We start from the raw sequence: 23,922 nt of genomic DNA, 5'->3' as shown, positions 1-23,922 counted from the left end.
ATTTAAAAAATTATTACTCTAAAGATAAAACGGTACCAAATTTTTATTCCAAAATCTGATACCGTTTTTATAATAACTAAGAAACGTCAACTAAGAAGTTTCTATTATTCCCACTCAATTGTTGCTGGTGGTTTTGAACTAATATCATACACTACTCTGTTCACCCCTTTTACCTTGTTGATAATATCATTAGATACTTTCATCAAGAAATCATACGGTAAGTGAACCCAGTCAGCAGTCATACCATCGGTAGATTCTACAGCACGTAGCGCAACAACTTTTTCGTAAGTACGCTCATCACCCATAACCCCAACACTATTTACAGGAAGCAAAATTGCTCCAGCCTGCCAAACTTTATCATACAATCCCCAAGATTTCAATCCGTCGATAAAAACTTTATCTACATCTTGTAAAATTTGTACTTTTTCTAAAGTAATATCTCCTAAAATTCTGATTGACAATCCAGGTCCCGGGAAAGGATGTCTTCCTAACAATTCAGGATCAATTCCTAAAGATGCTCCTACTCTACGTACCTCATCTTTAAAAAGCATACGCAAAGGTTCTACAATTTTCAATTTCATATAATCCGGCAAACCACCCACATTATGGTGCGATTTAATTGTTGCCGATGGTCCTTTTACAGAAACCGATTCGATAACATCAGGATATATTGTACCTTGGGCTAACCAGGTAACATCTTCAATTTTATGTGATTCATCATCAAAAACTTCGATAAAAGCATTTCCGATGGCTTTTCTTTTCAATTCCGGATCAGTAACTCCTGCCAGAGCATCATAAAAACGTTGAGAAGCATCCACTCCTTTTACATTCAAACCCATTCCTTGGTATTGATCTAAAACACTTTGAAACTCATTTTTACGAAGCAAACCATTATTAACAAAAATACAATACAGGTTTTTCCCGATTGCTTTGTTCAATAAAACCGCTGCCACAGTTGAATCCACACCTCCTGAAAGACCTAAAACAACTTTATCGTTTCCGATTTTCTCTTTCATTTCAGCTACAATTTCCTCAACAAAGGCATTTGGCGTAAAATTTTGAGGAACGTGAGCAATTTTTACTAAAAAATTCTCTAACATTTGTTTCCCATCAGTAGAATGATACACTTCCGGGTGGTATTGGATAGCATAAGTGGTCTCACCTTCAATTTTGTAAGCTGCAAATTCCACATCATGTGTACTTGCTAACTTCACACCATTAGCCGGTAAAGCCTTAATACTATCACTATGACTCATCCAAACCTGACTGTTTAGAGAAACTCCTTCAAAGAAAACTTCATCTTCTTTAATATAAGACAAGTTTGCTCTACCATATTCTCTGGTGTTTGAAGCAGCAACTTCACCTCCGCTAAAATGAGATAAATATTGCGCACCATAACACACAGCAAGCATTGGTAATTTTCCTCTAATTTGAGATAAATCAGGATGTGGAGCATCTTCTGCACGAACAGAAAATGGACTTCCTCCTAAAATCACAGCCTTGTAGCTTGACAAATCTGATGGAATATTATTGTATGGGAAAATTTCGCAGAATATATTTAATTCGCGAACTCTACGCGCAATCAGCTGAGTGTATTGCGAACCGAAATCTAAAATAAGTACGTTGTGTTGCATGGGCGCAAAATTACTTTTTAAATTTGGATTGCAAAAGTGGATTTTTGAAATTTTTTATTTTTTTTATTTTCTATTTTCACTCTTTTAATTTCACAAAAAACAGCTTAATCAACACACCTCTTTCTTACTCTTTTACAATAACAAATTTCCCCTTAACGCCTTTATCCCAGTTATCCCAAAACTCAGAACGTACCAAAACTCCTTTGTCGTCGTAGATTTTAAACTCACAAGTATTTCCTCCTGATGTTCCTTTGCTAAAAGCCTCCATCTCAAAAGTATTTATACCCTCACTCAGATTAAAAACAAATTGACCGTAACTTGAATACAGCTCCATGATTCCACCTATCATTTGATTATTGATTGTTGCTTTAATCAAATCGCCGTCGACATAAATAAAATCGCGATATTGAACGGTAAAGTATTTAGATTTGGTTCGGATTTCTCCAAAGTTTTTATCAATTTTCACCAAAAGTCGGTCGTCTTCTTTCAAACCTTCCCGAACCAAAGTTTTATCTAAATCCTTAGTCATTTTATCCCTAATCCTGTCTCCCGGATTTACAAAATCATTCGTTTGTTCCATCGAAATTTGTTTTGCTTCCCCTATTTGGTATTTGGAACTTGAAGGCAAAACAACATCGGGTTTTTTAAAAAGATTTGGTGCTTTAATAACCGGAGCCTCTGTAGCTAAAGGAACTGTTTTTTTAGGAGTCGCAGGAATTTTCAATGGTGAAATTGCTTTAAACTTAGTACTAAACTCATTTTGAGCATAGCTGCTAATGGCAAAACACATCATAAAAAACAACAAGACTTGCTTCATAATATACTTACTTTGGTTCATTAATAATCTCCTAACTATCAACAAATATACCAAGCTTTGTATTTATAAAACAAAATCAACATGGAACATTAAAGAAATTTTAACCAAAAAGAATGCTGTTAAAAGCCCAAAATCTATTCTTTCTCTACTATGATGGTAGCCTTAAAGCCCTGAGCAATGTTCCATTGATTAGACGAAATCACCGTTCCTTTATCATCATAAATTTTAAATTCGGCTGTATTTGGAGCAGCATAACCTTCATTGATAGCTTCAAAATCAATACGATTCACTCCTTTTTGCAATGTAATATCAAACCCTTGAGTTTCTCCATTTAAAAGTACCTCAGGTTCAACAATTACATAATTCAAATACACACGCACCTTATCCCCGTCAACATAAGCGGCATCTCTATATCTAACCTTAGCAGTTCCCGAAGCAGTTTTAACCACTCCTAAATCCTGATCTCTCTTAGCTAACTTTTCAGGATCAGTTTCTTCTTTTTTAGGGACTTCATATTTATTTTCCCCAATATCACTTATCACATAGGATTTAATTTTATTAAAATCAGCCTTAGATACTTTCACATCTTTCTCTTTAACTTCTTTTACCTTAACCTCCTTTTTTATTGGGGCAGCTTTAACAACTTTAAACTTCCCTCCAAACTCTTCCTGAGAATAAGCTGTTGACAGTGTTCCCAACATCAAACCCAAAATTAAAACCTGACCTTTAAAACTAAAATATTGACTCATCATTATATATATTTAATTAAAAAACTACATTCAAAAAAACGATTTTTACCAAACCATTCCAAATAGATAACAATAAAGTTTTTCATTTATTATATCTAAAGGTAATCAAAAACACCATAATACAATTTGAGTTTATCAAAATCAGTGTTTTTTATTTTACTATTTTTTATAAATTGCACAAAATATTCTAAACTTTAACCAGAGGTGTATTCCTCTATAAACTAATTAAATACATCAAAATGAAAAGAGAAAACATCTTAACAGGATCGCCATGGGAAGACAAAATGGGATATTGTCGTGCAGTTCGTATTGGAAACATCATCGAAGTTTCAGGAACTGTTGCAATTGTTGATGGCGACAAAGTAAAAGCTGATGACGCTCACGCACAAACTTTAAATATTTTAGAAAGAGTTGAAAAAGTACTTGAAGATTTAAACGCAAGTATGAAAGATGTAATCCGTACTCGTATTTTCACTACTGATGTAAGCACATTTGAAGCAGTTGCTACAGCTCATGCTACTTTTTTCAAAGACATCAAGCCTACAACTGGTTTCTACGGAATCAACCAATTAGTAGCTCCTGAATACTTAGTTGAAATTGAATTGACTGCTGTATTAGCTGAATAATTAAATTTCTAAAATTACTCTTCGAGCGCAATAAAAGCAATTAGAAAACTAAAACTGCTTTTGTTGCGCTCGAATACTTTACACTGCAAAGACCAATGAACTTAAAAAAGACAATACTACTCTCTCTCAAATGGATTTTAATCTGTGCATTGATTGGCTTTTTTTCCGGTTCGGCTTCTGCATTTTTATTAGTCGCTTTAGAATGGGCAGCACAGCTTAGAACACAAAACAGCTGGCTTGTTTGGTTTTTACCTCTCGGTGGACTATTGATAGGATTCCTATATCATTATTACGGCAAAGACGTAGTTAAAGGAAACAACCTTTTATTAGAAGAATACGAAACTCCTAAAAAAATAATTTCGTTAAAAATGGCTCCTTTTGTACTTTTAGGAACCATCATTACGCATCTTTTTGGAGGTTCAGCAGGTCGTGAAGGAACTGCTGTACAAATGGGAGGCGCCATTGCCGACCAATTCAGCCGAATATTCCAGCTCGATACAACCGATAGAAAAACACTGATTATTTTAGGGATCAGTGCCGGTTTTGCTTCTGTTTTCGGAACACCACTTGCAGGTGCCATCTTTGCTTTAGAAGTACTTTACTGTTGCAAAATCAGTCTAAAAAGCAGTATTCTTTCTTTTGTAGTTGCCTTTTTTGCTTACTACACCGTAGAACTTTGGGCTGTCCATCACACCCATTATAGCATCCCGCTTATTCCGGAAATGAACCTGAAAAATTTACTTTGGATAATTCCTGCCAGCGTTTTATTTGGTTTAGCAGCTATGCTTTTTTCAAGAAGCGCTCACCTTTGGAGTGCTGTATTTTCAAAAACTATCACTTACCCGCCATTACGTCCGTATATAGGCGGAATTATCTTAGCCTTAATTTTCTATTACTTTGGCTCTGCTAAATTCATGGGATTAGGAATTCCCACCATCGTAGAAGCCTTTAACAAACCAAGCGAATACTACGATTTTCTCCTCAAAATACTATTCACCGGATTTACCTTAGGTGCAGGTTTCAAAGGCGGCGAGGTAACTCCTTTATTCTTCGTTGGTGCAACCTTAGGCAGTGCCTTATCCCTTTTTATCCCCTTACCCATTGCTCTTTTGGCTGGAATGGGATTTGTAGCTGTGTTTTCGGGAGCTACTCACACTCCTGTTGCTTGTACCGTTATGGGAATCGAACTATTTGGGATCGAAAGCGCTGTTTTTATCGCAATTTCCTGTTTCATTGCCTATCTCTCTTCGGGTTCAGTAGGTATTTATCATGCGCAGACTGTAAAGGGAGTAAAATATCATTTGTATGAAAAATTCAAAAGAAACAAACTCGATGATTTTTAAACTTTAAAAAGAAGTTAATTTTTAAATGATTTCATAGATTACACTAAAAAAATGTAAATTCGCAACCTATGAAAATACAAGACATACAAGCGATACAATCTTTATTGGCTACTCCAAAAAAAATTGCCATTATTCCACATAGAAATCCTGATGGTGATGCCATGGGGTCTACCTTAGGATTATACCATTTTTTAAGAAAAAACAACCACGAAGCAACGGTTATTTCTCCAAACGAATTCCCTGAGTTTTTAGCTTGGCTTCCTGGCTCTGAAATGGTTCATGTTTTTGAAACAGACAAAGAAAATTGCACCAAAATATTAGAACAAGCCGACATTGTTTTCACTCTTGATTTCAATGCTTTTCACCGTGTAGGCGAAATGGAAAAAGTACTCGAAGTACTCGACACCACTTACATTATGATTGACCATCATCAAAAGCCGGATGATTATGCAGCCTATACTTATTCGAATACTTCTTTTGGTTCTACCTGCGAAATGGTCTATAATTTTATTTCTTTTTTAAATCAAAAAGACCAAATTGACAAAATCATAGGAACCTGCATTTATACTGGTATTTTAACCGATTCAGGCTCATTTAAATTCCCAAATACTACCGGGAACACCCATCGAATTGTAGCCGAGTTGATTGATTTAGGGGTAGAAAACACTAAAATCCCTAATTTACTTTTTGACAACAGCTCTTATAACCGATTGCAATTATTAGGGAGGGCTTTGCAAAATTTAAAAGTATTAGCCGAACATAAAACCTCGTACACTAAGTTAAGTCAGGAGGAGTTAAATAATTTTAACTACGAAAAAGGAGATACTGAAGGCATTGTTAATTATGGTTTAAGCATCAAGGGAATCCAATTTACTGCCATTTTTATCGAAAATAAAGACGAAAAAATCATTAAAATTTCTTTCCGTTCACAAGGTGATTTTGATGTAAATGAATTTGCAAGAGAGCATTTTAACGGAGGTGGACACCGCAATGCTGCCGGAGGAAAATCGGAAGTATCGATGGAAGAAACCATAGATAAATTTGAAAATTTAGTAAATAAACTAACGCTGTAACACCATGAAAGCTATCCAATTTATTATTCTAAGTTGCTTCTTATGCCTAGGTTTTACCGCCTGCAAACAGCATCAGGACGCCCGACGCCCGATTTCCAGAGCTTCAGGTGTTTTTATGAAAAAATCAATTGCAAGAAATAAAAAACTCATTGCCTCTGAAGAAGATCAAATCAAGGCTTTGATGAAAAAAAATCCCAAAATCAGCTACATTGCTTCGACTAAAGGCTATTGGTATTCTTATGAAATCAAAAATGACATTGACACCTTAACTCCTAAAAAGGGCGATGTTGCTTTTTTTAACTACGAATTAAAAGACCTAAAAGGTGCAATTATTTATTCGGAAGTAGAGCTAAGACCACAGGTGTACCGCGTAGACAAACAAGACATCATGATGGGATTAAGGGACGGAATCAAATTGATGCATAAAAGTGAAAAATTAAACTTTTATTTTCCTTCACACATTGCCTACGGCTATCATGGTGACAACAAAAAAATTGGCGTTAACCAACCTTTAATTTGCACTGTAACTTTAAATGATTTCAAGCCTGAGTCAGTTTACAAAAAAGAATTGGAACAAAATATAGAAAATAATTTGGCTTCAGCCGACAGCATAAAAAAGCCTAAAAAAGCAGTTTCAAAAGCAAAACCAACAACTCAAGATACTCTGGAACAATAAAACAATAAATAGCAACAATGAAAAAAAGCATTCTATTTGTAGTACTTCTTATCAGCTGTTTTTATTCTTGTAGAAATGAAAGCGATTATTTCGCAGATGGTTTGTATGCTAAAATTGAAACCAATCAAGGAATCATTTATTTAGAACTGGATTACAAAAAAGCACCTATTACAGTAGCTAATTTTGTTACACTGGCCGAAGGAAACAATAATTTTGTTACTGCTGATTACGTAAAAGGACGCCCTTTTTATGACGGCATGAAATTTTACCGTGTTATCAAAGGATTCGTAATTCAAACCGGAGATCCCGAAGGAACAGGAACAGGCAATTCGGGCTATAAATTTAAAGACGAATTTAACGATCAGTTTTTCGACAAAGAAGGTGTTTTGGCTATGGCCAATAATGGTCCTGACTCAAACAGCAGTCAATTTTTTATCACGCGCAATCCTACTCCCTGGCTGAACGGAAAACACACCATTTTTGGTCATGTAATTGGCAATGGCATGGAAGTAGTCAATAATATTAATCAGGACGATGTTGTTAAATCGATTATTATTATTCGAAAAGGAGAAGCTGCTAAGAAATTCAATGCAGTAAAAATATTCGATGATTATTTTGTTATCGAATCTAAAAACCAAAAAGTCCTAAGAGATATTGAAGCGCAAAAAGAGAGAATGTATGATAAAAAATACGGAAAAACAATTGTAGATAAAATCAACTATTTTGGAGCTTTAAAAGAAAAAGCAACCAAAACCGTTTCTGGATTAAAATACATCATCACTCAAAAAGGAAATGGTAAAAAACCGGCAAGCGGAACTAAAGTTAACGTCAATTATGCTGTCTTTTCAGAATATGGAGAACTTTATGATACGACTGTCGAAGGTGTAGCAAAAGCTTTTGGGAAACTGGATCCGCAACGTGCTGCTCAAAACGCTTACCAACCAGTCCCTTTTCAAGTAGGAAAAAGAGATGGTATAATTCCCGGATTTACTGAAGGTCTTGAAAAAATGTCTTTTGGAGACAAAGCCATTTTATTTATACCTTCTTATTTAGCCTATGGCTCTGGAGGTGCAGGAAATATAATTCCGCCCCACACTAACCTTATTTTCGAAATCGAATTAATCAAAGTCCAATAATTTTACAACTATTAGAAAAACACAACCCAATGAAATTTAGAATATTATTTTTAGCATTCTTTGCCTTAATCTCAGTTCAGGCTCAAGAAACTTCAAAAAAAGTAGTAAAAAAAACAGCTCCTATAAAAGAAGAGGGCATTTTTGCAACTATTAACACTAACAAAGGAGCCATTGTTTTACAATTGGAATTCGAAAAAACTCCCGTTACTGTTGCCAATTTCATCAGCCTTGCCCAAGGTAAAAACGAATTTGTAACCGACAGCAAATTGAAAGGGAAACCATTTTTTGATGGTTTGAAATTCCACCGCGTTATTCAGGATTTCATGATTCAGGGTGGTGATCCACAAGGAACTGGAGCTGGCGGAACAGGTTATTCTTTTAAAGACGAATTCATTCCTGAGTTAAAATTTGACAAAGGCGGAATTTTGGCTATGGCTAATTCAGGTCCAAAAACCAATGCAAGTCAGTTTTTTATTACTCACAAAGACACGCCTTGGTTAAACGGAAAACACACCATCTTTGGACATGTAGTTCAGGGAATGGATGTAGTGAACAGCATTGCCCAGGATGATGTAATTAAAAACATCACTATCGTTCAAAAAGGATCTTTGGCAAAAAAATTCAATGCCCAAAAAGTATTTGCTAACTATTTCAACAACAAAGCCGAAGAAGAAAGAAAAGAAGCAGAAGCAAAGGCAGCAGCTGAAAAAATTCAAAAAGAAAAAATCGCGGCTTTAAACACTGAAAAAGTAACTTATTTCAACAATCAAAAAGTTAATGCAACCACTACTCCTTCTGGATTAATGTATAAAATAACGCAAAAAGGAACTGGTGCAAAACCAGCTGCAGGAACTACCGTTTATTTTCATTACTCAGGCTTTTTTGAAGACGGAAACTTATTTGACAGCAGCCGTGAAGAAATAGCTAAAAACTATGACAAATACAACGAAATGCGCGCCATGCAAGGTGGTTACAATCCTTTCCCGTTTGAAATAGGTAAAAAAGACGGTATGATTCCAGGGTTCTTAGAAGCCATAAACTTACTTTCTTTTGGAGACAAAATGATTGCTTTCATTCCTGCTAAATTAGCTTATGGAGAAAGCGGTGCAGGTGGAGTGATTCCTCCAAATGCTACTTTGATTTTCGAACTTGAAATTTTCGACAAACAAACAGCAACAAAATAAAATCAAGAATTCCTGATTAGGAATCCGATTGGTGTAAAACCAGTCGGATTTTTTTTTTTGTAAAAAACGGCTTAGTCAAAATTAAAGTTACTCAACACTATCAAAATTCGATTGTAAGCTTTTTCAATAGCAAAACAAATTAAAAAATACAACTTTTCTTATTTAAACAAACTTATTTTTATATATTTGACAAAATATTCTGAGTATTTCAGAGATGAGTATTATTCCTCAACTTGGCTCAATACTGAAAACTGCTAAAATATATTATAAATCGAAAATTTATAAATTATATGTTTCATCAAATTAATGAAATAATAGACATCAATCTGGAACTTATATTTCAGTCCAAAAGCCAATCTTTGAAATTCTCGGAATTTAAAGATAAAAACGGTAAAAAACTTGGAAAAATAATGGAACTTTTCCAACTCATGGAAAACGAAAACCTAATCAGAATAGAAAGCAACAAATGTATTTTAACCGATTTCGGAAAAGATATTGCTAAAAATGGTGGTTGGTTTAAACATTTGGAAAAAAAGAAAGAAAAAGAAAAAATTAAGACCGTGGAAACAAAAAAAATCAAACACACTCAAAAAAAAGAAAAAAAAGCCAAGCCCTTTTTCATTGATAAAAATTCTTTTTCTATTTTCACTAAACATTTTAAAAGCCTTATTAAAAAAAAGAAAATATGAGAATTCAAGATTTTTTTTCTGAAGAATGTGAGAAGCTATTCTTAATTCATAAAGCAAATCTAATTGAAAAAACCTCGTTTAACGAAAAGAAGAACAGCTTAAAACCTGAAGACTATCCTAAATTTAACCGTGAATTCAGGAGTTTTCAAAGACAAGTAAGTATTAATCTAACAAAGCTTGTCAAGAAAAACAGAAACTTGAACGTAGAAGAAATTTTAGAACCAATTGCCAATAAATATGCTAAGTCATTTTTAAACTTAGTCGATTTATCAAAAATTGAACTCGAAAAACATAGCTATAATAACTAAAACAAAAGCCCTTTCACTCCAAAGAATGAAAGGGCTTTTAATATTTTTTAAACAGCAAGCTATTTTTTTCCAAACTTCCAGTCAAATTCATCTTTATCATTGATGATAGCTCCTACTTCAAGTTTCACTACCTCTTCAAACTCTGTTTGAAACAATAACCAATTGTCTTCGTTAAAATAGTTTTCAAAAGTATCAAATTCTTCCTGTGTGAATTTAGTAATGCTTTTTTGAGCTAAATCTTTTTTAACATCTTTGATATTTCTTCCAATCAATTTATTGCCAAACAATTCCAAATCGGCACTAGAGGCTACAATATAACCCATTTTAAAATCTTCCTCTTTGTAAAAAGTCAAACGCATTTTGAACTTATTATACACAAAAATAACATTCTCATCTTCGTCTTTATAATTTCTATCTGGCTTTCCATAAACGGCTTCAACATCTTTTTGTTTCATACCGAAAATGAGTTTATCAATTCCGTTTTTAAGGTTTATTTTCATATATGTAAAATTTATTTTTTAGCGATCAGACCTGTCTGCCGACAGGCAGGTATGTTATCGCCTTTTTACTTAGCAGTGTTTGCTTTCGCAAACTTATTCTTAGTGGCGATTTCATATCTCTAATTTTTGCGCAAAGTTCGCAAACTTTTTCACATCTCGGGCATCTTTAGTCGTTTATAATCTTAAGATTTTACTAAAGCCAAACTGGATAAGATAATTTTTCAGTAAATTTAATATGTAATGTTACTTTAATGATAACAACAATTTTGCTTTAAAAAATCGAAAATACCATGCCCTGTCTAAATTGGTTTTCGAAAAAAAAATTAATTCTTATGAACCTACCTTTCAAAGATAAAAAGTTTATTTTCCTGCTCTTATCAGTTGGTGTCGTAATCGTTTTAGAAATACTATCGCTTTTAGGAATTCATTTGCCAATGCCTTATGCACCATTTATTTTTACTCTTTTCATTATTATCATTGGGCATGAGGTTATCCTTAACGGACTTCAGGCTATTGTTAAACTCAACTTTAGCAGCATCAATTTACTAATGACCATTGCGGTTACTGCAGCCTTATATTTAGGCGAATATCCCGAAGCAGCAGTTGTAATTGTTCTTTATGTTTTAGGCGAACGCTTAGAAGACATTGGACTGGAAAATTCAAAATCGGCGCTGGACGAATTAATTCAAAGCGTACCCAAAACAGCATTTGTAAAAAAACTAAATAAAGAAGTTTCTATTAACGAAATTGAAATTGGCACTGTCATCCAGGTCAAAACCGGCAATATTATTCCTCTGGACGGAAAAATTACTTTTGGAGAAAGTATAATTGACGAATCGGCTATTACCGGCGAACCTATTGCAAAAGAAAAACAAGCAGGCGACACTGTATTTGCCGGCACGCTCAACACCAATGGTTTTATCGAAATAATAACCACCAAACTGGCAAACGATACCACTTTTGCTAAAATTATCCAACTTACATTTGAAGCTGGAGCAGCCAAAAGTGAAACCCAAAAATTCATCCAGCGGTTTTCTAAATTATATACTCCTATAATCATTGGATTAGTCATCATAATTTTTGTGTTTCCCGTTTTTGTGATGGATCAGGATTTTAATCATTGGTTAAAACAAGCCATTACACTATTAGTTATTGCCTGTCCCTGTGCTTTAGTTATTTCAACTCCTGTTGCCATTTATGCCGCTATTGGTAATGCTTCTTCAAAAGGCGCTTTGATAAAAGGCGGAAAATACATTGAAGCCTTAGCCGAAATTAAAGCAATTGCCGTAGACAAAACCAGAACCATTACCTATGGAACCCCTGTGGTTTCAGATGTTTTTCCGCTGATAGGAACCAGCCGAAAAGAATTACTCTCTTGTGCCGCCGGAGCCGAATTATTCTCTGAACATCCTTTGGCCCAAGCCATAATCACTGCAACTAAAAATGAAGGTTTTGAGCCTCATACTGCCAGGGATTTTAAAAGTATCATCGGTAAAGGAGCTACTGCAAGATGTGAAATTTGCCAAGTAGATACCGTACTTGTGGGCAAACTGGAATTCATTAGAGAATACCACGATATTACCGAAGAAGTAGAAGCAATAGAAGCACAATTAGCTACCGAAGGAAAAACAAGTGTATTGGTGAGTTTTGGTAAAGGCGTAGCAGGAATTATTGGTCTTACAGACAAAATCAAACCAGATAGTTTCTCTGCAATACAAGAATTACAGGAACAAAACATAGCCGTGATTATGCTAACAGGCGACAGCGAAAAAGCAGCCCATTATGTCGCAAGACAAGTAGGCATCACAAAGGTATTTGGTGGTTTACTACCTGAAGAAAAATCAGAAGAAATGAAGGCTCTTTTACAACAATATGACAAAGTAGCTATGGTAGGCGACGGAATAAATGACGCTCCTGCACTAGCCTTAAGCACCGTAGGAATAGCCATGGGAGCAGCAGGCAGCGACACCGCCATAGAAACTGCGAATATTGCTTTAATGAACGATCAACTTTCATTAATTCCATTTCTAATTCGATTAAGCAAAAAAACCATCAAACAAATAAAAATCAACACCATTGGTGCTGTAGCTACCAAACTTGTTTTTATTCTCCTTGCCTTTTTTGGATACAGCAATTTAGTCTTAGCCATTGCTGCCGATGTGGGTGTAACCTTAATAGTAGTTTTGTTTAGTTTGAATCTAATGCGATTTGAAAATACCAAAGCTTAAAAACTATTTTTCAACACTTTCAGCAGAAAAAAAGAAGAATAAGACTAACAATCAAGACATTATTCACTAACTTTCCTATTGCAAAAAATCAAAAACAGTCTTTTAGAGTCTTCAATCAAAATAAGAAAACCATGAATATCTCTTTTGGAAAAAAAATATTTCTAGGATTTATCATTAATGTTGTAATTGTCATTGCAGCTGCGTGGATTTTTTTAGCCCGAATAAATTCAGAACGGGATATTACAATAGATGCAAAACTCGAAGCCATCGAAATAGGTTTGTTTGCACTTTCTATTCTGCTGTTAATTGTGGTTTATTTTATCATTAGAAGCCAATTAAAAGCTAAAGAAGCAGCCCAAAAACTATTAGAAGAAAACAAACAACTACTGCAATCTATTATTGACAACACTTCAAATCCTATTTTCATAAAAAAACTAAATGGCGAATATTTATTAATCAACAAGAATTTTGGCGAATTATTTGGAACAACTAACGAACGAATTATTGGTAAAACCGATCTTGATTTTCTACCTAAAGAAATTGCCGAAAGCTATCGAAGTTCGGATTTAGAAGTAGCTAAGAAATTAGTCGAACTAAAATCAGAAGAAAATATTCAGCAAAAAGACGGCGCTCATACCTATATAGCAGTTAAATTCCCTTTGTATGATTCCACAGGAAGGATTTATGCCATCGGAGGCATATCAACCGATATAACCGAAAGGAAAAAACTCGAAGATTCCCTAAAAGCAACAGATGCTTTCTTTAATATGTCTTTCGACATTTTTACCGTGGCCAAAAACGACCATTTTATTAAAATAAATGCTGCTTTTACCAATACCTTAGGCTACACACAAAAGGACATGGATGAAATCAAATTCATGGATCTTACCCATCCTGATGACCGCACTACTTCTGACCAAGTATTAACCGAAATACTAAAAGGAAAAACTGTGATTAGTTTTAAAAACAGAGTCCGCCATAAAGACGGTTCTTACCGATGGCTGGACTGGAACAGTAATATTGATCTGAAAGAAGGAATCATCTATTCAGCAGCCCGCGATATTACCGAAACCGTTGAATTAGGACTAGAACAACAAAAAGCCGTTGATGAACTCTATGAAAACGAAGAAAAACTACGTGTGATTGTAGAAAACATTGGCGAAGGTGTTATTGTAGCCAATGCCGACAAAAAGGTTATTCTTGCTAATTATATGGCCAATGATATTTTTGGAATTGAAGAAGACGATAAAATTTCGATGGATCTCACCACTCATTTCGAGCTCTACTTTCCAGACGAAAAAACCATCTTTCCTGCTCAAAATTTACCTATGGAACGCGCCTTCAATGGAGAAGTAACCGATGATGTAGATGTGGTGCTTTGGGATCCTGCTTCGCGCGAAAAAAGAAGAGTTCTCATTAGCGGCCGTCCTTTAATCGACCAGGACAACAATATTGTAGCTGCCGTTATAACCATTAAAGACATTAGCAAATACAAAAAAATGGAAGAAGAACTCGAAGAAACAGAAACCAAATACCGCAAACTCATTGGTTTTAAAAACGAAGAGAAAGAAGGAGACAAAGACAAGAAAAAACCATTAGAATAGCATAAAAAAAGCGTTAAGTTTTAAAACTTAACGCTTTTGTATTCTTTTTATTCTTCCTCGTACATTTCGTCGTAACGGGCAGGAATTTGTGGATCATAAAGTGGACATTTGAATTCTTCCATGACACCTACTAAAACATCCATTGTTTTGCCTTCTGTTCCGTAACAATCTATTTGAACGGTTTGAGGAGTTGTTTTCACTTGAAAAGCACCTACTCCATCATTATTTTTCCAACTGTTCTCATCTACTCTTTCCCATTTAGAAAACACCGAAGCAATTCGGTTGATAATAACCGCAACAGGAAGTTCTTCTAAACCCTCGATAGTTTCTTGCTCATCGATAGCTTCATAAACCTCTTGATGGTTTAAATAAACACCTTCTAAATAATTCCAAAAAAGTAATTCGTACATCTTTTTATTTTTTAGCCCCGATAGTAGCGACATCCTTTATATTTTTTCTTTAAAAAGATAAAGATATAGCGATAGCGGGATTAGCTTCTAGCCTATATTAATATTCGAAAGTACCGTATTCGCTGGAAATAGTCAATTTCTTAGTATCAGCAGCTTCAACACGACCTACAATTTGCGCATTAACATTGAACGATTTTGAAATAGCAATAATATCCTGTGCAACGGCTTCAGGAACATAAATTTCCATACGATGTCCACAGTTGAAAACCTGATACATTTCTTTCCAATCCGTTTTTGATTGTTCCTGAATTAATTTGAACAATGGAGGAACTGCAAATAAATTGTCTTTTATAATATGTAAATTATCTACAAAATGTAAAATCTTAGTTTGCGCTCCACCACTACAGTGCACCATTCCGTGAATTTCATTCGAAGAATATTGATCTAAAATTTTCTTGATAATTGGTGCATAAGTACGTGTTGGCGAAAGCACTAATTGTCCGGCATCAATTGGAGAATTCTCCACCGCATCGGTCAATTGTACCTGACCTGAATAAATTAATTCTTCAGGAACTGCAGCATCGTAACTTTCAGGATATTTTGTTGCCAAATATTTCCCAAAAACATCATGACGAGCCGATGTTAATCCGTTACTTCCCATTCCGCCATTATAGCTTTTTTCATAAGAAGCCTGACCGAAAGATTCCAATCCAACGATTACATCACCTGCTTTAATATTTGCATTATCAATTACCTTAGAACGTTTCATTCGAGCCGTAACAGTAGAATCAACAATAATTGTTCGAACGATATCACCTACATCGGCAGTTTCTCCACCAGTAGAATGAATACTCACTCCAAAAGAAGCCAACTCTTGAATTAATTCTTCAGTTCCGTTGATAATTGCCGAAATTACTTCGGCAGGAATTAGGTTTTTATTTCTTCCAATTGTTGAAGAAAGTAAAATATTATCCGTTGCTCCTACACATAATAAATCGTCAATATTCATGATTAATGCATCCTGGGCAATTCCTTTCCAAACCGAAATATCCCCTGTTTCTTTCCAATACATGTAAGCCAATGAGGATTTAGTTCCCGCTCCATCGGCGTGCATAATAAGACAATAATCATCGTCTTGGGTTAGATAATCAGGGACAATTTTACAAAATGCCTGAGGAAACAATCCTTTATCTATATTTTTTATAGCATTATGTACATCTTCTTTGGATGCCGAAACACCACGTTGCGCATATCTTTTTGAAGTATCTGAACTCATGAATTGTAATTGTGTAGTTGCAATGGAGCAACTTGGTTTTGCGGCAAAGATAATTATTTTTTTGGGTTTATCCCGTCCCATTCTTCTATGCGTTTTCTAAAATCTGCAATCATTATTCAGAATCCCATTTTATTTCACTAAATTTAATATAGAATACTAAAAACCAATTCGATATATAAAAAAATCAGATTTCAAAACACAATAAAGTGGAAACCAGCGACCACGATAAAAAACGGGGCTATTCCGAAAAGCCAAAAGAGTAGGAAACTAAATTTTTAAAAGATGCCAAAATATGTAATTGAAAGAGACTTACCTGGCGCAGGCAACCTTAACGCAGAACAGCTCAAAGGTATTTCACAAACTTCCTGCGAGGTATTGAACAAAATGGGACCTGAAATCCAATGGGTAAACAGTTTTGTAACAACAGACAAAATCTATTGTGTTTACATTGCCAAGAATGAAGAAATGGTTCGCGAGCATGCCAAACTAGGCGGATTTCCGGCGAATTCGGTAAGCAAAGTATCCACAATTATTGACCCAACGACTTCTGAATGAATCACATTATCAATGAAATCAGTTTCACAAAAAAAACAAATCCTTAACAACAAATTAAAAAATGCCTATCCAAAACGAATAGGCATTTTCTACAATAAACTATATCTTAATTACTTAGTAAACAATAATTCTCTGTATTTAGTTAGTGTCCATAATTCATTATCAACTAACAACTCTAATTTATCACAGTGATTTCTAATGATTTCAAAATAAGGTTTTACTTTATTACAATAAGCTTCTGCTGTTTTTTGAGCGTTATCAAGAGCATTCGCATTTTTTCTTTCGTTACGCATCTCCTCTACTTTTGCATTAATACCTTCGATATGAGTAGAAATTTCTTTTATCAAACCAATTTGCTCTTTAGCAATCGATTCAAATTCTTTTCCAAAAATATCTTTCAAACCTTTTACATTTTCAATCAAAGTGTTTTGATAACGAATGGCTGTTGGGATAACATGATTTTTCGAAATATCTCCTAAAACCCTGCTTTCAATTTGGATTTTCTTAGTGTACTCCTCCAATTCAATTTCGTAGCGTGCTTCTACTTCCACATGATTCATAATTCCTAATTCAGAAAACAAATCAAGCGCTTGTTTTGATGCTCTCGCTTTTAGGGCTTCAGGTGTTGTTTTAAAATTACTCAATCCTCTTTTCTTAGCTTCTTTTTCCCAAGCTTCGCTATAACCGTCACCTTCAAAAAGAATATCTTTAGAAACCTTGATATATTCTCTCAAGACATTAAAAATTGCATCGTCTTTTTTCATTGCTTTTGAATCAATCAAAGCATCCACTTCTACTTTAAAATCTCTTAATTGCTTAGCAACAATAGTATTTAAAGTTGTCATCGCATTCGAGCAGTTTGCCGAAGAACCTACTGCTCTGAACTCAAATTTATTTCCTGTAAACGCAAATGGAGAAGTTCTGTTTCTATCGGTATTATCTAAAATTACCTCTGGAATTTTCCCAACTACATTTAATTTCAAATCGGTTTTTTCTTCTGGCGATAATTTACCTGTGGTTACACTTTCTAATTCGGCCAAAACCTTCGTTAATTGTTCTCCAATAAATACAGAAATAATTGCCGGTGGCGCTTCATTTGCTCCTAAACGATGGTCATTACTAGCCGTTGCAATTGAAGCACGCAACAATTCTTCGTAATCATTTACCGCTTTGATGGTATTGATAAAGAAAGTCAGGAACTGCAAATTACTCATTGGCGTTTTACTTGGACTCAAAAGATTCACTCCGGTATCAGTTGCCAATGACCAGTTATTGTGCTTCCCGGAACCATTCACTCCTTTAAAAGGTTTTTCATGTAGCAACACTTTAAAGTCATGACGTTCGGCGACTTTTTGCATAATATCCATCAGAAGACAGTTATGATCCACTGCTAAATTAGTTTCTTCAAAAATCGGTGCCAATTCAAATTGATTAGGCGCCACCTCATTATGACGGGTTTTAACCGGAATTCCAAGCAACATACATTCTTGTTCCAAATCACGCATATAAGTCAACGCACGAGTAGGAATAGAACCAAAATAATGATCATCTAATTGTTGCCCCTTTGCAGAAGTGTGTCCTAGCAAAGTTCTTCCTGTCATCATCAAATCAGGACGGGAATGAGCCAAAGCCTTATCTACCAAAAAATATTCTTGTTCCCAACCTAAGGTTGCTGTAACTTTTTTTACATTTTTATCAAAATAACGACAAACCTCAGTAGCCGCTTCATCCATAACAGCCAAAGCTCTTAACAAAGGAATTTTATTATCTAGAGCTTCTCCTGTATAAGAAATAAAAACAGTAGGAATACACAAAGTAGTACCGTAAATAAAAGCCGGTGAAGTTGGATCCCAGGCTGTATAGCCTCTGGCTTCAAAAGTATTTCTAATACCTCCGTTAGGAAAACTGGACGCATCTGGTTCTTGTTGCACTAACTGGGCACCTCCAAATTTCTCTACCGGATCACTTCCATCATAAGAAGTTTCAAAAAAAGCGTCATGCTTTTCAGCAGTAGTTCCTGTAAGTGGTTGAAACCAATGCGTATAATGTGTAACTCCCTTAGTTAAAGCCCACTCTTTCATACCCATGGCAATATAATCAGCCAGTTTTCTATCTATTTTAGTACCGTGTTGGATTGCTCCCTGCACAGCTTTATAAGCATCTGAAGTCAAATATTGCTTCATTGCTTTTTCATTAAACACATTCGAACCAAAAATGGTTGATTTTCTATTTGCCTCTTCAAAATGAATTGCTTTTCTATTTGAAGCCTCTCTTAGCGCCTGAAAACGTATTGTTGACATTATTAAGGTATTTTTTAAACTGTTAATAATCAATGTTTATAATTTAAAAACACAAAGATAAAGAATCTTACACTAAAATAGCCCGCTAAGCCATTATCAAATTATATTTTATTTAGCTCCAAAATTGCTATTTTTTAAATATACCCCCTACCAAAATATAGTAATGTGAAAAATAACATCCATTCAAACAAAAGACACCCCAAGGTTTTCAGCACTAAAAAAAATATTCTATATTTGCAACTCAATTTAAATCAAGAAAATTAATTTATATTATTATGGCAAAAATAAAGTTAGAGTACCTTTGGTTAGATGGATACGAACCAACTCAAAATCTTAGAAGTAAAACTAAAGTTGAAGAGCACGAAAATTTTAAAGGAACTTTAGAAGAAATCGGAAACTGGTCTTTTGATGGTTCATCTACAAGACAAGCTGAAGGTGGATCTTCTGATTGTTTATTAGTACCAGTTGCTATCTATCCAGATCCAACTCGTATCAACGGATGGTTAGTAATGACTGAAGTTATGAATGCTGACGGTACTCCTCACTCATCAAACGGAAGAGCTACTATCGACGATGATGGAGATTTCTGGTTTGGTTTCGAACAAGAGTATTTCATCATGGATACTAAAACTTTATTACCATTAGGTTTCCCTGTAGGAGGATACCCTGCACCACAAGGGATGTACTACTGTTCAGTAGGTGGAAAAAACACACACGGAAGAAATTTAGTTGAAGAGCACGCTGATTTATGTATCGCTGCAGGAATCAACTTTGAAGGAATCAACCAAGAGGTTGCTTGTGGACAATGGGAATTCCAATTATTCGCTAAAGGAGCTAAAAAAGCTGGAGACGAAATCTGGGTTGCTCGTTACTTATTAGACCGTTTGACTGAGAAATATGGTTACTATATTGAATACCACCCAAAACCACTAGGTGATACTGACTGGAATGGTTCAGGTATGCACGCTAACTTCTCTAACGAAGTATTAAGAACATGTGGTTCTCAGGAAATTTACGAAAGAATCTGTGAGGCTTTCCGTCCTGTAACTAAAGAGCACATTGCTGTTTACGGAGCTTACAACGAGCAACGTTTAACTGGTAAACATGAAACTGCTTCTATCAATGACTTCTCTTACGGAGTATCTGACAGAGGATGTTCTATCCGTATTCCTTTAATGACTGTTCAAAAAGGATGGAAAGGATGGTTAGAAGACAGAAGACCAGCTTCAAACGGTGACCCATACAAAATCGCTGCAAGAATTATCAAAACAGTTAAATCTGCATTGTAATTCCTTTTTATACAATTCAAAAGTGCTTTCAGAAATGAAAGCACTTTTTTTTATGTCATAAGTCAAATTCCTTTATTAAAAGTAAAACACAAAAAAGTATCTTTGTAAAAACACAAAACTGACACCATGATAGTTTGGATTTGCTTTATAAGTGCTATTTTATTATTTCTGGCTTTAGACTTAGGAATTCTCAACAAAACCCCACATGAAATCAGCTCAAAAGAAGCCGGGAAATGGACTGGAATTTGGGTTTCATTATCTTTCCTGTTTTCGGCAGTAGTCTATTGGCTATACCAAAATAATTATGTCGAAAATCCAGACAAATTAAAACCTCTGGTAGCTTCAATGAAATTCATTACGGGTTATCTAATCGAACTCTCCCTTAGTATCGATAACATTTTTGTAATTGCGATTATCTTTTCTTCTTTCAGAATTCCTAAAAAATACCAACACCGCGTATTATTTTGGGGAATCATTGGTGCTATTATTTTCAGAGGTCTTATGATCTATTTTGGCGTCTTGATCATCAACAAATTCGCTTGGACAGCTTATTTATTTGGTGCGTTTTTAATTTACACAGCCATCAAAATGTTCTTTACAAAAGAGGATCACGAATACGACCCTCATAATTCAATGATATACAAATTCTTAAGAAAACTAACACCTATTACAACAAAAATTGACGGTGAGCATTTTTTTATAAAAATTAAAAACATCAATACCGCCACTCCTTTATTTGTTACCTTAATTCTTATTGAAGTAATGGATGTCATTTTTGCACTAGATAGTGTACCGGCTATTTTAGCGATAACTTCAGATCCTTTTCTTGTATTTAGTTCGAATATTTTTGCCATCTTAGGATTACGTTCTATGTATTTCTTTTTAGCCAATATGCTCGAAAAATTCAGTTATCTGGAGTACAGCCTGATTGCCATATTAAGCTTTGTAGGACTAAAAATGTTGTTACACGATTTTATCAATCTGCCGGAATGGGCTTCCTTATCATTTATTGCAGTTGCTCTATTATCAGGAATTATTGCTTCAATACAAAAGGAAAAACGAAGCCAAAAAGCATAAAAACAAAAAAAGGAAATCAAGAGATTTCCTTTTTTTTATATTTCTATTAAGCTTACAATTTTACTTTTTGAACCTGACTTTCACTAATTTTCAAAGTATTCATTACTTCATTATAATTACTGGTATCCATAGAAGCTGCTAAAACCGAAGGAACAATTACTACTCTAAAAGTCTGATTATTGATATATCCGGGTGTATCTAACAAATTATAAGTTCCTCTGGCAGTAATTATAAAATCTACTTTACTAAAATCATAATCATAATCCAATTCCTGTCCATTATCAAAATAAATAGTTCTTGGAATTAATTGCCAAACCGGAGTAGTCGAATTAATCAAAGTTGTTAATCGATAAATCAAAACAGTTTCATCATCATATAAATTCCCTCCAATCTCATACTGAAAAGTACTTTTAAAATTATACTCATTATTAGCCACCTTAGCTAAATTAACATTCTTTATTTCGAAAGCTTCGGGAATAGTATCATTATCTTCTTGAAAGTTATCCTCAGTAGTACAACTAGAAATAGCTAAAAAGCTAACAAATGCGAAAAGTGTGATTATTTTTTTCATGGTAATAAATTTAAATGGTTAAGGTTTAAAATCAGTTATTCATTAATTGTGCCAAAGTTTATTTTTAATCAAGATTTCTACTTTACATCAATTATAAAACTACTACCAATAAAAAAGCACCCGCTATAAAACGGGTGCTCCATTAAATTAGATTTACTATTTAAGCTATTTAGCCGCGGATATTACATCATGAGTTGTAGATCCTTGACTAGTAGTCAATCTTATATAGAAAATCTGTTGTTGTTCGCTATTAAAATTATAGTCTAATGTAATTACCGTACCATTAGAACATTTGGCTTGTGCTTTAGTATAAACCAATTGATTTTTACTATCAAACACTTCAATTGTCACATCAGAAGTATAACCAAAAGTACATTGAACTAACAATTGACCATCAATCGGAACTGGATAAGATATAAAACCGGCAGTTTCAGCTATTTTTGCTGTAGTCACAGAAGCAGTAATAGAAGAAGTATCCCCGTTACATCTTGGCACATCATAACCTATAAAGATTTTACAACCATCAAAAGCATTATTGATTTTATCAACCACATCTGCTATAGTCTCAAGAGGCACACCAACTAGATCTCCTCCTAAAGCTTTATTTGCCAATGCAAATAATCCTTGCACAGTTGCATTACCATTTAATTCAGTAATCACATTACTTGGAATTTCATAATAATGGTAGTCATTAATAACCTTAACAAAATTACCAAATTCATCATAAATACATTGACGAGTTTTTGCAATATCAGATCCACAACCTCCTTCAGCATCCGCGGTAACTAACACACCAGCTTGTAATTCAAAATCACTAAGAGCTCCATTAATGCCTATATTAAGACCTAAAGTGATCGTTTGAGCCAATAAAGTATTATTAAGAGTTCCTTTTTTAGTCAAATAGCTGGCTGGGAAAAATGGATCACTTATAAAGTAACTACCTGTTAATGCATAACTACCTCCTCCTCCTCCAGGTAATTTGTCTATTATAGCCAATATATCTGCCTGAGTGTTACTAAGTTTCACATTATTTAACCCTGAACCTATTACCATTGTTCCTGGAATTCCAGGATAAGATCCTAAAGCTCTTGCTATAAGTTCTTGGGTGGTATATAGCTTAAATTCGCCAGGATTATTAGGATCAGGCGCACATGATTTACCTCTATCATTACCATAATAACCTTGAGTATAAGTACATAATGGACCACCACAAACTTCAGTAGCGACATCCACACTATTGCTTGAACCCGGACAGTTTGTTGGAGCGGCACCTGTAGAAACAACATTGTAGTTTGTTCCTGCATTTAGACCAGTCCATGATAGAGCCGAACCTGTACCTCCTTTTGGAGCCTGAACATTAGTCGTACCTATTCTTAACTGATAACTCACTCCTGATTGTGAAGTACTAGAACTTACCGTTCCTGTTCCTTGTGCAGAAGCACAAATTGAACTTCCTGTCAAGACTAGAGCCACTGGATTAGCAATCTCAGTTATATTGACACTGTTACTTGAACCTGGACAGTTGGTTGGAGCGGCACCTGTAGAAACCACATTATAAGCTGCACCTGCATTTAGACCTGTCCATGTAAGAGCAGCACCTGTACCTGCTTGTGGTGCTTGTACGTTAGTCGTACCTATTCTTAACTGATAGCTTACTCCTGATTGTGAAGTACTAGAACTAACTGTGCCTGTGCCTGGATTAGAAGCACAAATAGAACTTCCGGTTAATACAAGAGCAACTGGATTAGCAACCTCAACAATATTCACACTATTGCTTGAACCCGGACAATTCGTTGGAGCAGCACCTGTAGAAACCACATTATAGTTTGTTCCTGCATTTAAACCAGTCCATGATAGAGCCGAACCTGTACCTGCTT

22 protein-coding genes are annotated in these 23,922 nt (G+C 34.8%); 13 read left to right on the top strand and 9 right to left on the bottom strand.

Going from position 1 to position 23,922, the window contains the following annotated elements; all coding sequences use genetic code 11:
• Positions 1 to 104 precede the first annotated feature (104 nt).
• The 3 genes from guaA to EOD40_RS17010 form a co-directional block, all read right to left on the bottom strand.
• Positions 105 to 1,634, bottom strand: coding sequence for a glutamine-hydrolyzing GMP synthase (gene guaA / locus EOD40_RS17020; RefSeq protein WP_128197599.1), 1,530 nt, complete (start codon positions 1,632 to 1,634; stop codon positions 105 to 107).
• A gap of 124 nt (positions 1,635 to 1,758) precedes the next feature.
• A complete protein-coding gene (locus EOD40_RS17015; protein WP_128197597.1) occupies positions 1,759 to 2,451 on the bottom strand; it encodes a hypothetical protein in 693 nt (230 codons plus the stop codon).
• 134 nt (positions 2,452 to 2,585) lie between these two features.
• Positions 2,586 to 3,203 carry a hypothetical protein gene (locus EOD40_RS17010; RefSeq protein WP_128197595.1) on the bottom strand — a complete coding sequence of 206 codons (618 nt, stop codon included), beginning with the start codon at positions 3,201 to 3,203 and terminating at the stop codon, positions 2,586 to 2,588.
• A 236-nt stretch (positions 3,204 to 3,439) separates the two neighbouring features.
• Here EOD40_RS17010 and EOD40_RS17005 point away from each other — a divergent pair, with 236 nt between their 5' ends.
• From EOD40_RS17005 to EOD40_RS16970, 8 genes are all read left to right on the top strand, one after another.
• Positions 3,440 to 3,826, top strand: a complete 387-nt coding sequence (locus EOD40_RS17005; RefSeq protein ID WP_128197594.1) for a RidA family protein — start codon at positions 3,440 to 3,442, stop codon at positions 3,824 to 3,826.
• A 95-nt stretch (positions 3,827 to 3,921) separates the two neighbouring features.
• The gene (locus EOD40_RS17000; RefSeq protein ID WP_128197592.1) at positions 3,922 to 5,169 is read left to right on the top strand and encodes a voltage-gated chloride channel family protein; all 1,248 of its coding nucleotides are present in this window, start codon (positions 3,922 to 3,924) and stop codon (positions 5,167 to 5,169) included.
• Between the two features lie 68 nt (positions 5,170 to 5,237).
• Positions 5,238 to 6,242, top strand: coding sequence for a DHH family phosphoesterase (locus EOD40_RS16995; RefSeq protein WP_128197590.1), 1,005 nt, complete (start codon positions 5,238 to 5,240; stop codon positions 6,240 to 6,242).
• A gap of 4 nt (positions 6,243 to 6,246) precedes the next feature.
• Positions 6,247 to 6,918, top strand: coding sequence for a gliding motility-associated peptidyl-prolyl isomerase GldI (gldI, locus tag EOD40_RS16990; protein ID WP_128197589.1), 672 nt, complete (start codon positions 6,247 to 6,249; stop codon positions 6,916 to 6,918).
• A 17-nt stretch (positions 6,919 to 6,935) separates the two neighbouring features.
• Positions 6,936 to 8,054 (top strand): peptidylprolyl isomerase, encoded by a 1,119-nt coding sequence (locus EOD40_RS16985; protein WP_128197587.1) that lies wholly within the window; start codon positions 6,936 to 6,938, stop codon positions 8,052 to 8,054.
• Between the two features lie 29 nt (positions 8,055 to 8,083).
• Positions 8,084 to 9,238 (top strand): peptidylprolyl isomerase, encoded by a 1,155-nt coding sequence (locus EOD40_RS16980; RefSeq protein WP_128197585.1) that lies wholly within the window; start codon positions 8,084 to 8,086, stop codon positions 9,236 to 9,238.
• Positions 9,239 to 9,528: 290 nt separating this feature from the next.
• The gene (locus EOD40_RS18010) at positions 9,529 to 9,927 is read left to right on the top strand and encodes a hypothetical protein (protein ID WP_164905503.1); all 399 of its coding nucleotides are present in this window, start codon (positions 9,529 to 9,531) and stop codon (positions 9,925 to 9,927) included.
• Entirely contained in the window at positions 9,924 to 10,235 is a 312-nt protein-coding gene (locus EOD40_RS16970; protein WP_128197582.1) for a hypothetical protein, read from the top strand. Before EOD40_RS18010 ends, EOD40_RS16970 begins: the two co-directional genes overlap by 4 nt.
• 59 nt (positions 10,236 to 10,294) lie before the next feature.
• Here EOD40_RS16970 and EOD40_RS16965 read toward each other — a convergent pair whose 3' ends face one another.
• On the bottom strand, positions 10,295 to 10,735 hold the full coding sequence (locus tag EOD40_RS16965; protein ID WP_128197580.1) for a hypothetical protein: 441 nt from the start codon (positions 10,733 to 10,735) through the stop codon (positions 10,295 to 10,297).
• A 332-nt stretch (positions 10,736 to 11,067) separates the two neighbouring features.
• On the opposite strand from EOD40_RS16965, the gene EOD40_RS16960 reads away from it, so the two are divergent.
• Complete coding sequence (locus EOD40_RS16960; RefSeq protein WP_128197579.1) at positions 11,068 to 12,963, top strand: heavy metal translocating P-type ATPase; 1,896 nt, start codon at positions 11,068 to 11,070, stop codon at positions 12,961 to 12,963.
• Between the two features lie 131 nt (positions 12,964 to 13,094).
• Positions 13,095 to 14,567, top strand: a complete 1,473-nt coding sequence (locus EOD40_RS16955) for a PAS domain-containing protein (protein WP_128197577.1) — start codon at positions 13,095 to 13,097, stop codon at positions 14,565 to 14,567.
• A 47-nt stretch (positions 14,568 to 14,614) separates the two neighbouring features.
• Here the strand turns inward: EOD40_RS16955 and EOD40_RS16950 are convergent, their stop codons facing one another.
• Both EOD40_RS16950 and EOD40_RS16945 read right to left on the bottom strand, forming a co-directional pair.
• Positions 14,615 to 14,977 carry a hypothetical protein gene (locus tag EOD40_RS16950; protein ID WP_128197575.1) on the bottom strand — a complete coding sequence of 121 codons (363 nt, stop codon included), beginning with the start codon at positions 14,975 to 14,977 and terminating at the stop codon, positions 14,615 to 14,617.
• Between the two features lie 97 nt (positions 14,978 to 15,074).
• Positions 15,075 to 16,253, bottom strand: coding sequence for an AIR synthase related protein (locus tag EOD40_RS16945; RefSeq protein WP_128197711.1), 1,179 nt, complete (start codon positions 16,251 to 16,253; stop codon positions 15,075 to 15,077).
• 282 nt (positions 16,254 to 16,535) lie between these two features.
• Here EOD40_RS16945 and EOD40_RS16940 point away from each other — a divergent pair, with 282 nt between their 5' ends.
• Positions 16,536 to 16,808, top strand: coding sequence for a DUF4242 domain-containing protein (locus EOD40_RS16940; RefSeq protein WP_128197574.1), 273 nt, complete (start codon positions 16,536 to 16,538; stop codon positions 16,806 to 16,808).
• A gap of 110 nt (positions 16,809 to 16,918) precedes the next feature.
• Here the strand turns inward: EOD40_RS16940 and EOD40_RS16935 are convergent, their stop codons facing one another.
• A complete protein-coding gene (locus EOD40_RS16935) occupies positions 16,919 to 19,108 on the bottom strand; it encodes a glutamine synthetase III family protein (protein ID WP_128197572.1) in 2,190 nt (729 codons plus the stop codon).
• A gap of 275 nt (positions 19,109 to 19,383) precedes the next feature.
• Here EOD40_RS16935 and EOD40_RS16930 point away from each other — a divergent pair, with 275 nt between their 5' ends.
• Together EOD40_RS16930 and EOD40_RS16925 are read left to right on the top strand one after the other, a co-directional pair.
• On the top strand, positions 19,384 to 20,397 hold the full coding sequence (locus EOD40_RS16930) for a glutamine synthetase beta-grasp domain-containing protein (RefSeq protein ID WP_128197570.1): 1,014 nt from the start codon (positions 19,384 to 19,386) through the stop codon (positions 20,395 to 20,397).
• Between the two features lie 126 nt (positions 20,398 to 20,523).
• Positions 20,524 to 21,474 (top strand): TerC family protein, encoded by a 951-nt coding sequence (locus tag EOD40_RS16925; protein ID WP_128197569.1) that lies wholly within the window; start codon positions 20,524 to 20,526, stop codon positions 21,472 to 21,474.
• Between the two features lie 52 nt (positions 21,475 to 21,526).
• Here EOD40_RS16925 and EOD40_RS16920 read toward each other — a convergent pair whose 3' ends face one another.
• Together EOD40_RS16920 and EOD40_RS18005 are read right to left on the bottom strand one after the other, a co-directional pair.
• Complete coding sequence (locus tag EOD40_RS16920) at positions 21,527 to 22,045, bottom strand: hypothetical protein (RefSeq protein WP_128197567.1); 519 nt, start codon at positions 22,043 to 22,045, stop codon at positions 21,527 to 21,529.
• Between the two features lie 165 nt (positions 22,046 to 22,210).
• A partial coding sequence (locus tag EOD40_RS18005) for a hypothetical protein (RefSeq protein WP_164905502.1) occupies positions 22,211 to 23,922 on the bottom strand: 1,712 nt, incomplete at its 5' end.

The organism is Flavobacterium sufflavum (assembly GCF_004016525.1).
Lineage (GTDB): Bacteria > Bacteroidota > Bacteroidia > Flavobacteriales > Flavobacteriaceae > Flavobacterium > Flavobacterium sufflavum.
Note: the sequence above shows the minus strand (reverse complement) of the source record. Positions and strands in the feature narration are given on the sequence as shown.

Excerpts from the sequence above, each read along its gene's own strand:
- EOD40_RS16935 (WP_128197572.1), bottom strand. The coding sequence starts at position 19,108 with ATGTCAACAATACGTTTTCAGGCGCTAAGAGAGGCTTCAAATAGAAAA.
- EOD40_RS18010 (WP_164905503.1), top strand. The coding sequence starts at position 9,529 with ATGTTTCATCAAATTAATGAAATAATAGACATCAATCTGGAACTTATA.
- EOD40_RS16965 (WP_128197580.1), bottom strand. The coding sequence starts at position 10,735 with ATGAAAATAAACCTTAAAAACGGAATTGATAAACTCATTTTCGGTATG.
- EOD40_RS16940 (WP_128197574.1), top strand. The coding sequence starts at position 16,536 with ATGCCAAAATATGTAATTGAAAGAGACTTACCTGGCGCAGGCAACCTT.
- EOD40_RS16950 (WP_128197575.1), bottom strand. The coding sequence starts at position 14,977 with ATGTACGAATTACTTTTTTGGAATTATTTAGAAGGTGTTTATTTAAAC.
- EOD40_RS16995 (WP_128197590.1), top strand. The coding sequence starts at position 5,238 with ATGAAAATACAAGACATACAAGCGATACAATCTTTATTGGCTACTCCA.
- EOD40_RS17000 (WP_128197592.1), top strand. The coding sequence starts at position 3,922 with ATGAACTTAAAAAAGACAATACTACTCTCTCTCAAATGGATTTTAATC.
- EOD40_RS16925 (WP_128197569.1), top strand. The coding sequence starts at position 20,524 with ATGATAGTTTGGATTTGCTTTATAAGTGCTATTTTATTATTTCTGGCT.
- EOD40_RS16970 (WP_128197582.1), top strand. The coding sequence starts at position 9,924 with ATGAGAATTCAAGATTTTTTTTCTGAAGAATGTGAGAAGCTATTCTTA.
- EOD40_RS16980 (WP_128197585.1), top strand. The coding sequence starts at position 8,084 with ATGAAATTTAGAATATTATTTTTAGCATTCTTTGCCTTAATCTCAGTT.
- EOD40_RS16920 (WP_128197567.1), bottom strand. The coding sequence starts at position 22,045 with ATGAAAAAAATAATCACACTTTTCGCATTTGTTAGCTTTTTAGCTATT.
- EOD40_RS17005 (WP_128197594.1), top strand. The coding sequence starts at position 3,440 with ATGAAAAGAGAAAACATCTTAACAGGATCGCCATGGGAAGACAAAATG.
- EOD40_RS16985 (WP_128197587.1), top strand. The coding sequence starts at position 6,936 with ATGAAAAAAAGCATTCTATTTGTAGTACTTCTTATCAGCTGTTTTTAT.
- gldI (WP_128197589.1), top strand. The coding sequence starts at position 6,247 with ATGAAAGCTATCCAATTTATTATTCTAAGTTGCTTCTTATGCCTAGGT.
- EOD40_RS16955 (WP_128197577.1), top strand. The coding sequence starts at position 13,095 with ATGAATATCTCTTTTGGAAAAAAAATATTTCTAGGATTTATCATTAAT.
- EOD40_RS16930 (WP_128197570.1), top strand. The coding sequence starts at position 19,384 with ATGGCAAAAATAAAGTTAGAGTACCTTTGGTTAGATGGATACGAACCA.
- guaA (WP_128197599.1), bottom strand. The coding sequence starts at position 1,634 with ATGCAACACAACGTACTTATTTTAGATTTCGGTTCGCAATACACTCAG.
- EOD40_RS16945 (WP_128197711.1), bottom strand. The coding sequence starts at position 16,253 with ATGAGTTCAGATACTTCAAAAAGATATGCGCAACGTGGTGTTTCGGCA.
- EOD40_RS17010 (WP_128197595.1), bottom strand. The coding sequence starts at position 3,203 with ATGATGAGTCAATATTTTAGTTTTAAAGGTCAGGTTTTAATTTTGGGT.
- EOD40_RS17015 (WP_128197597.1), bottom strand. The coding sequence starts at position 2,451 with ATGAAGCAAGTCTTGTTGTTTTTTATGATGTGTTTTGCCATTAGCAGC.
- EOD40_RS16960 (WP_128197579.1), top strand. The coding sequence starts at position 11,068 with ATGAACCTACCTTTCAAAGATAAAAAGTTTATTTTCCTGCTCTTATCA.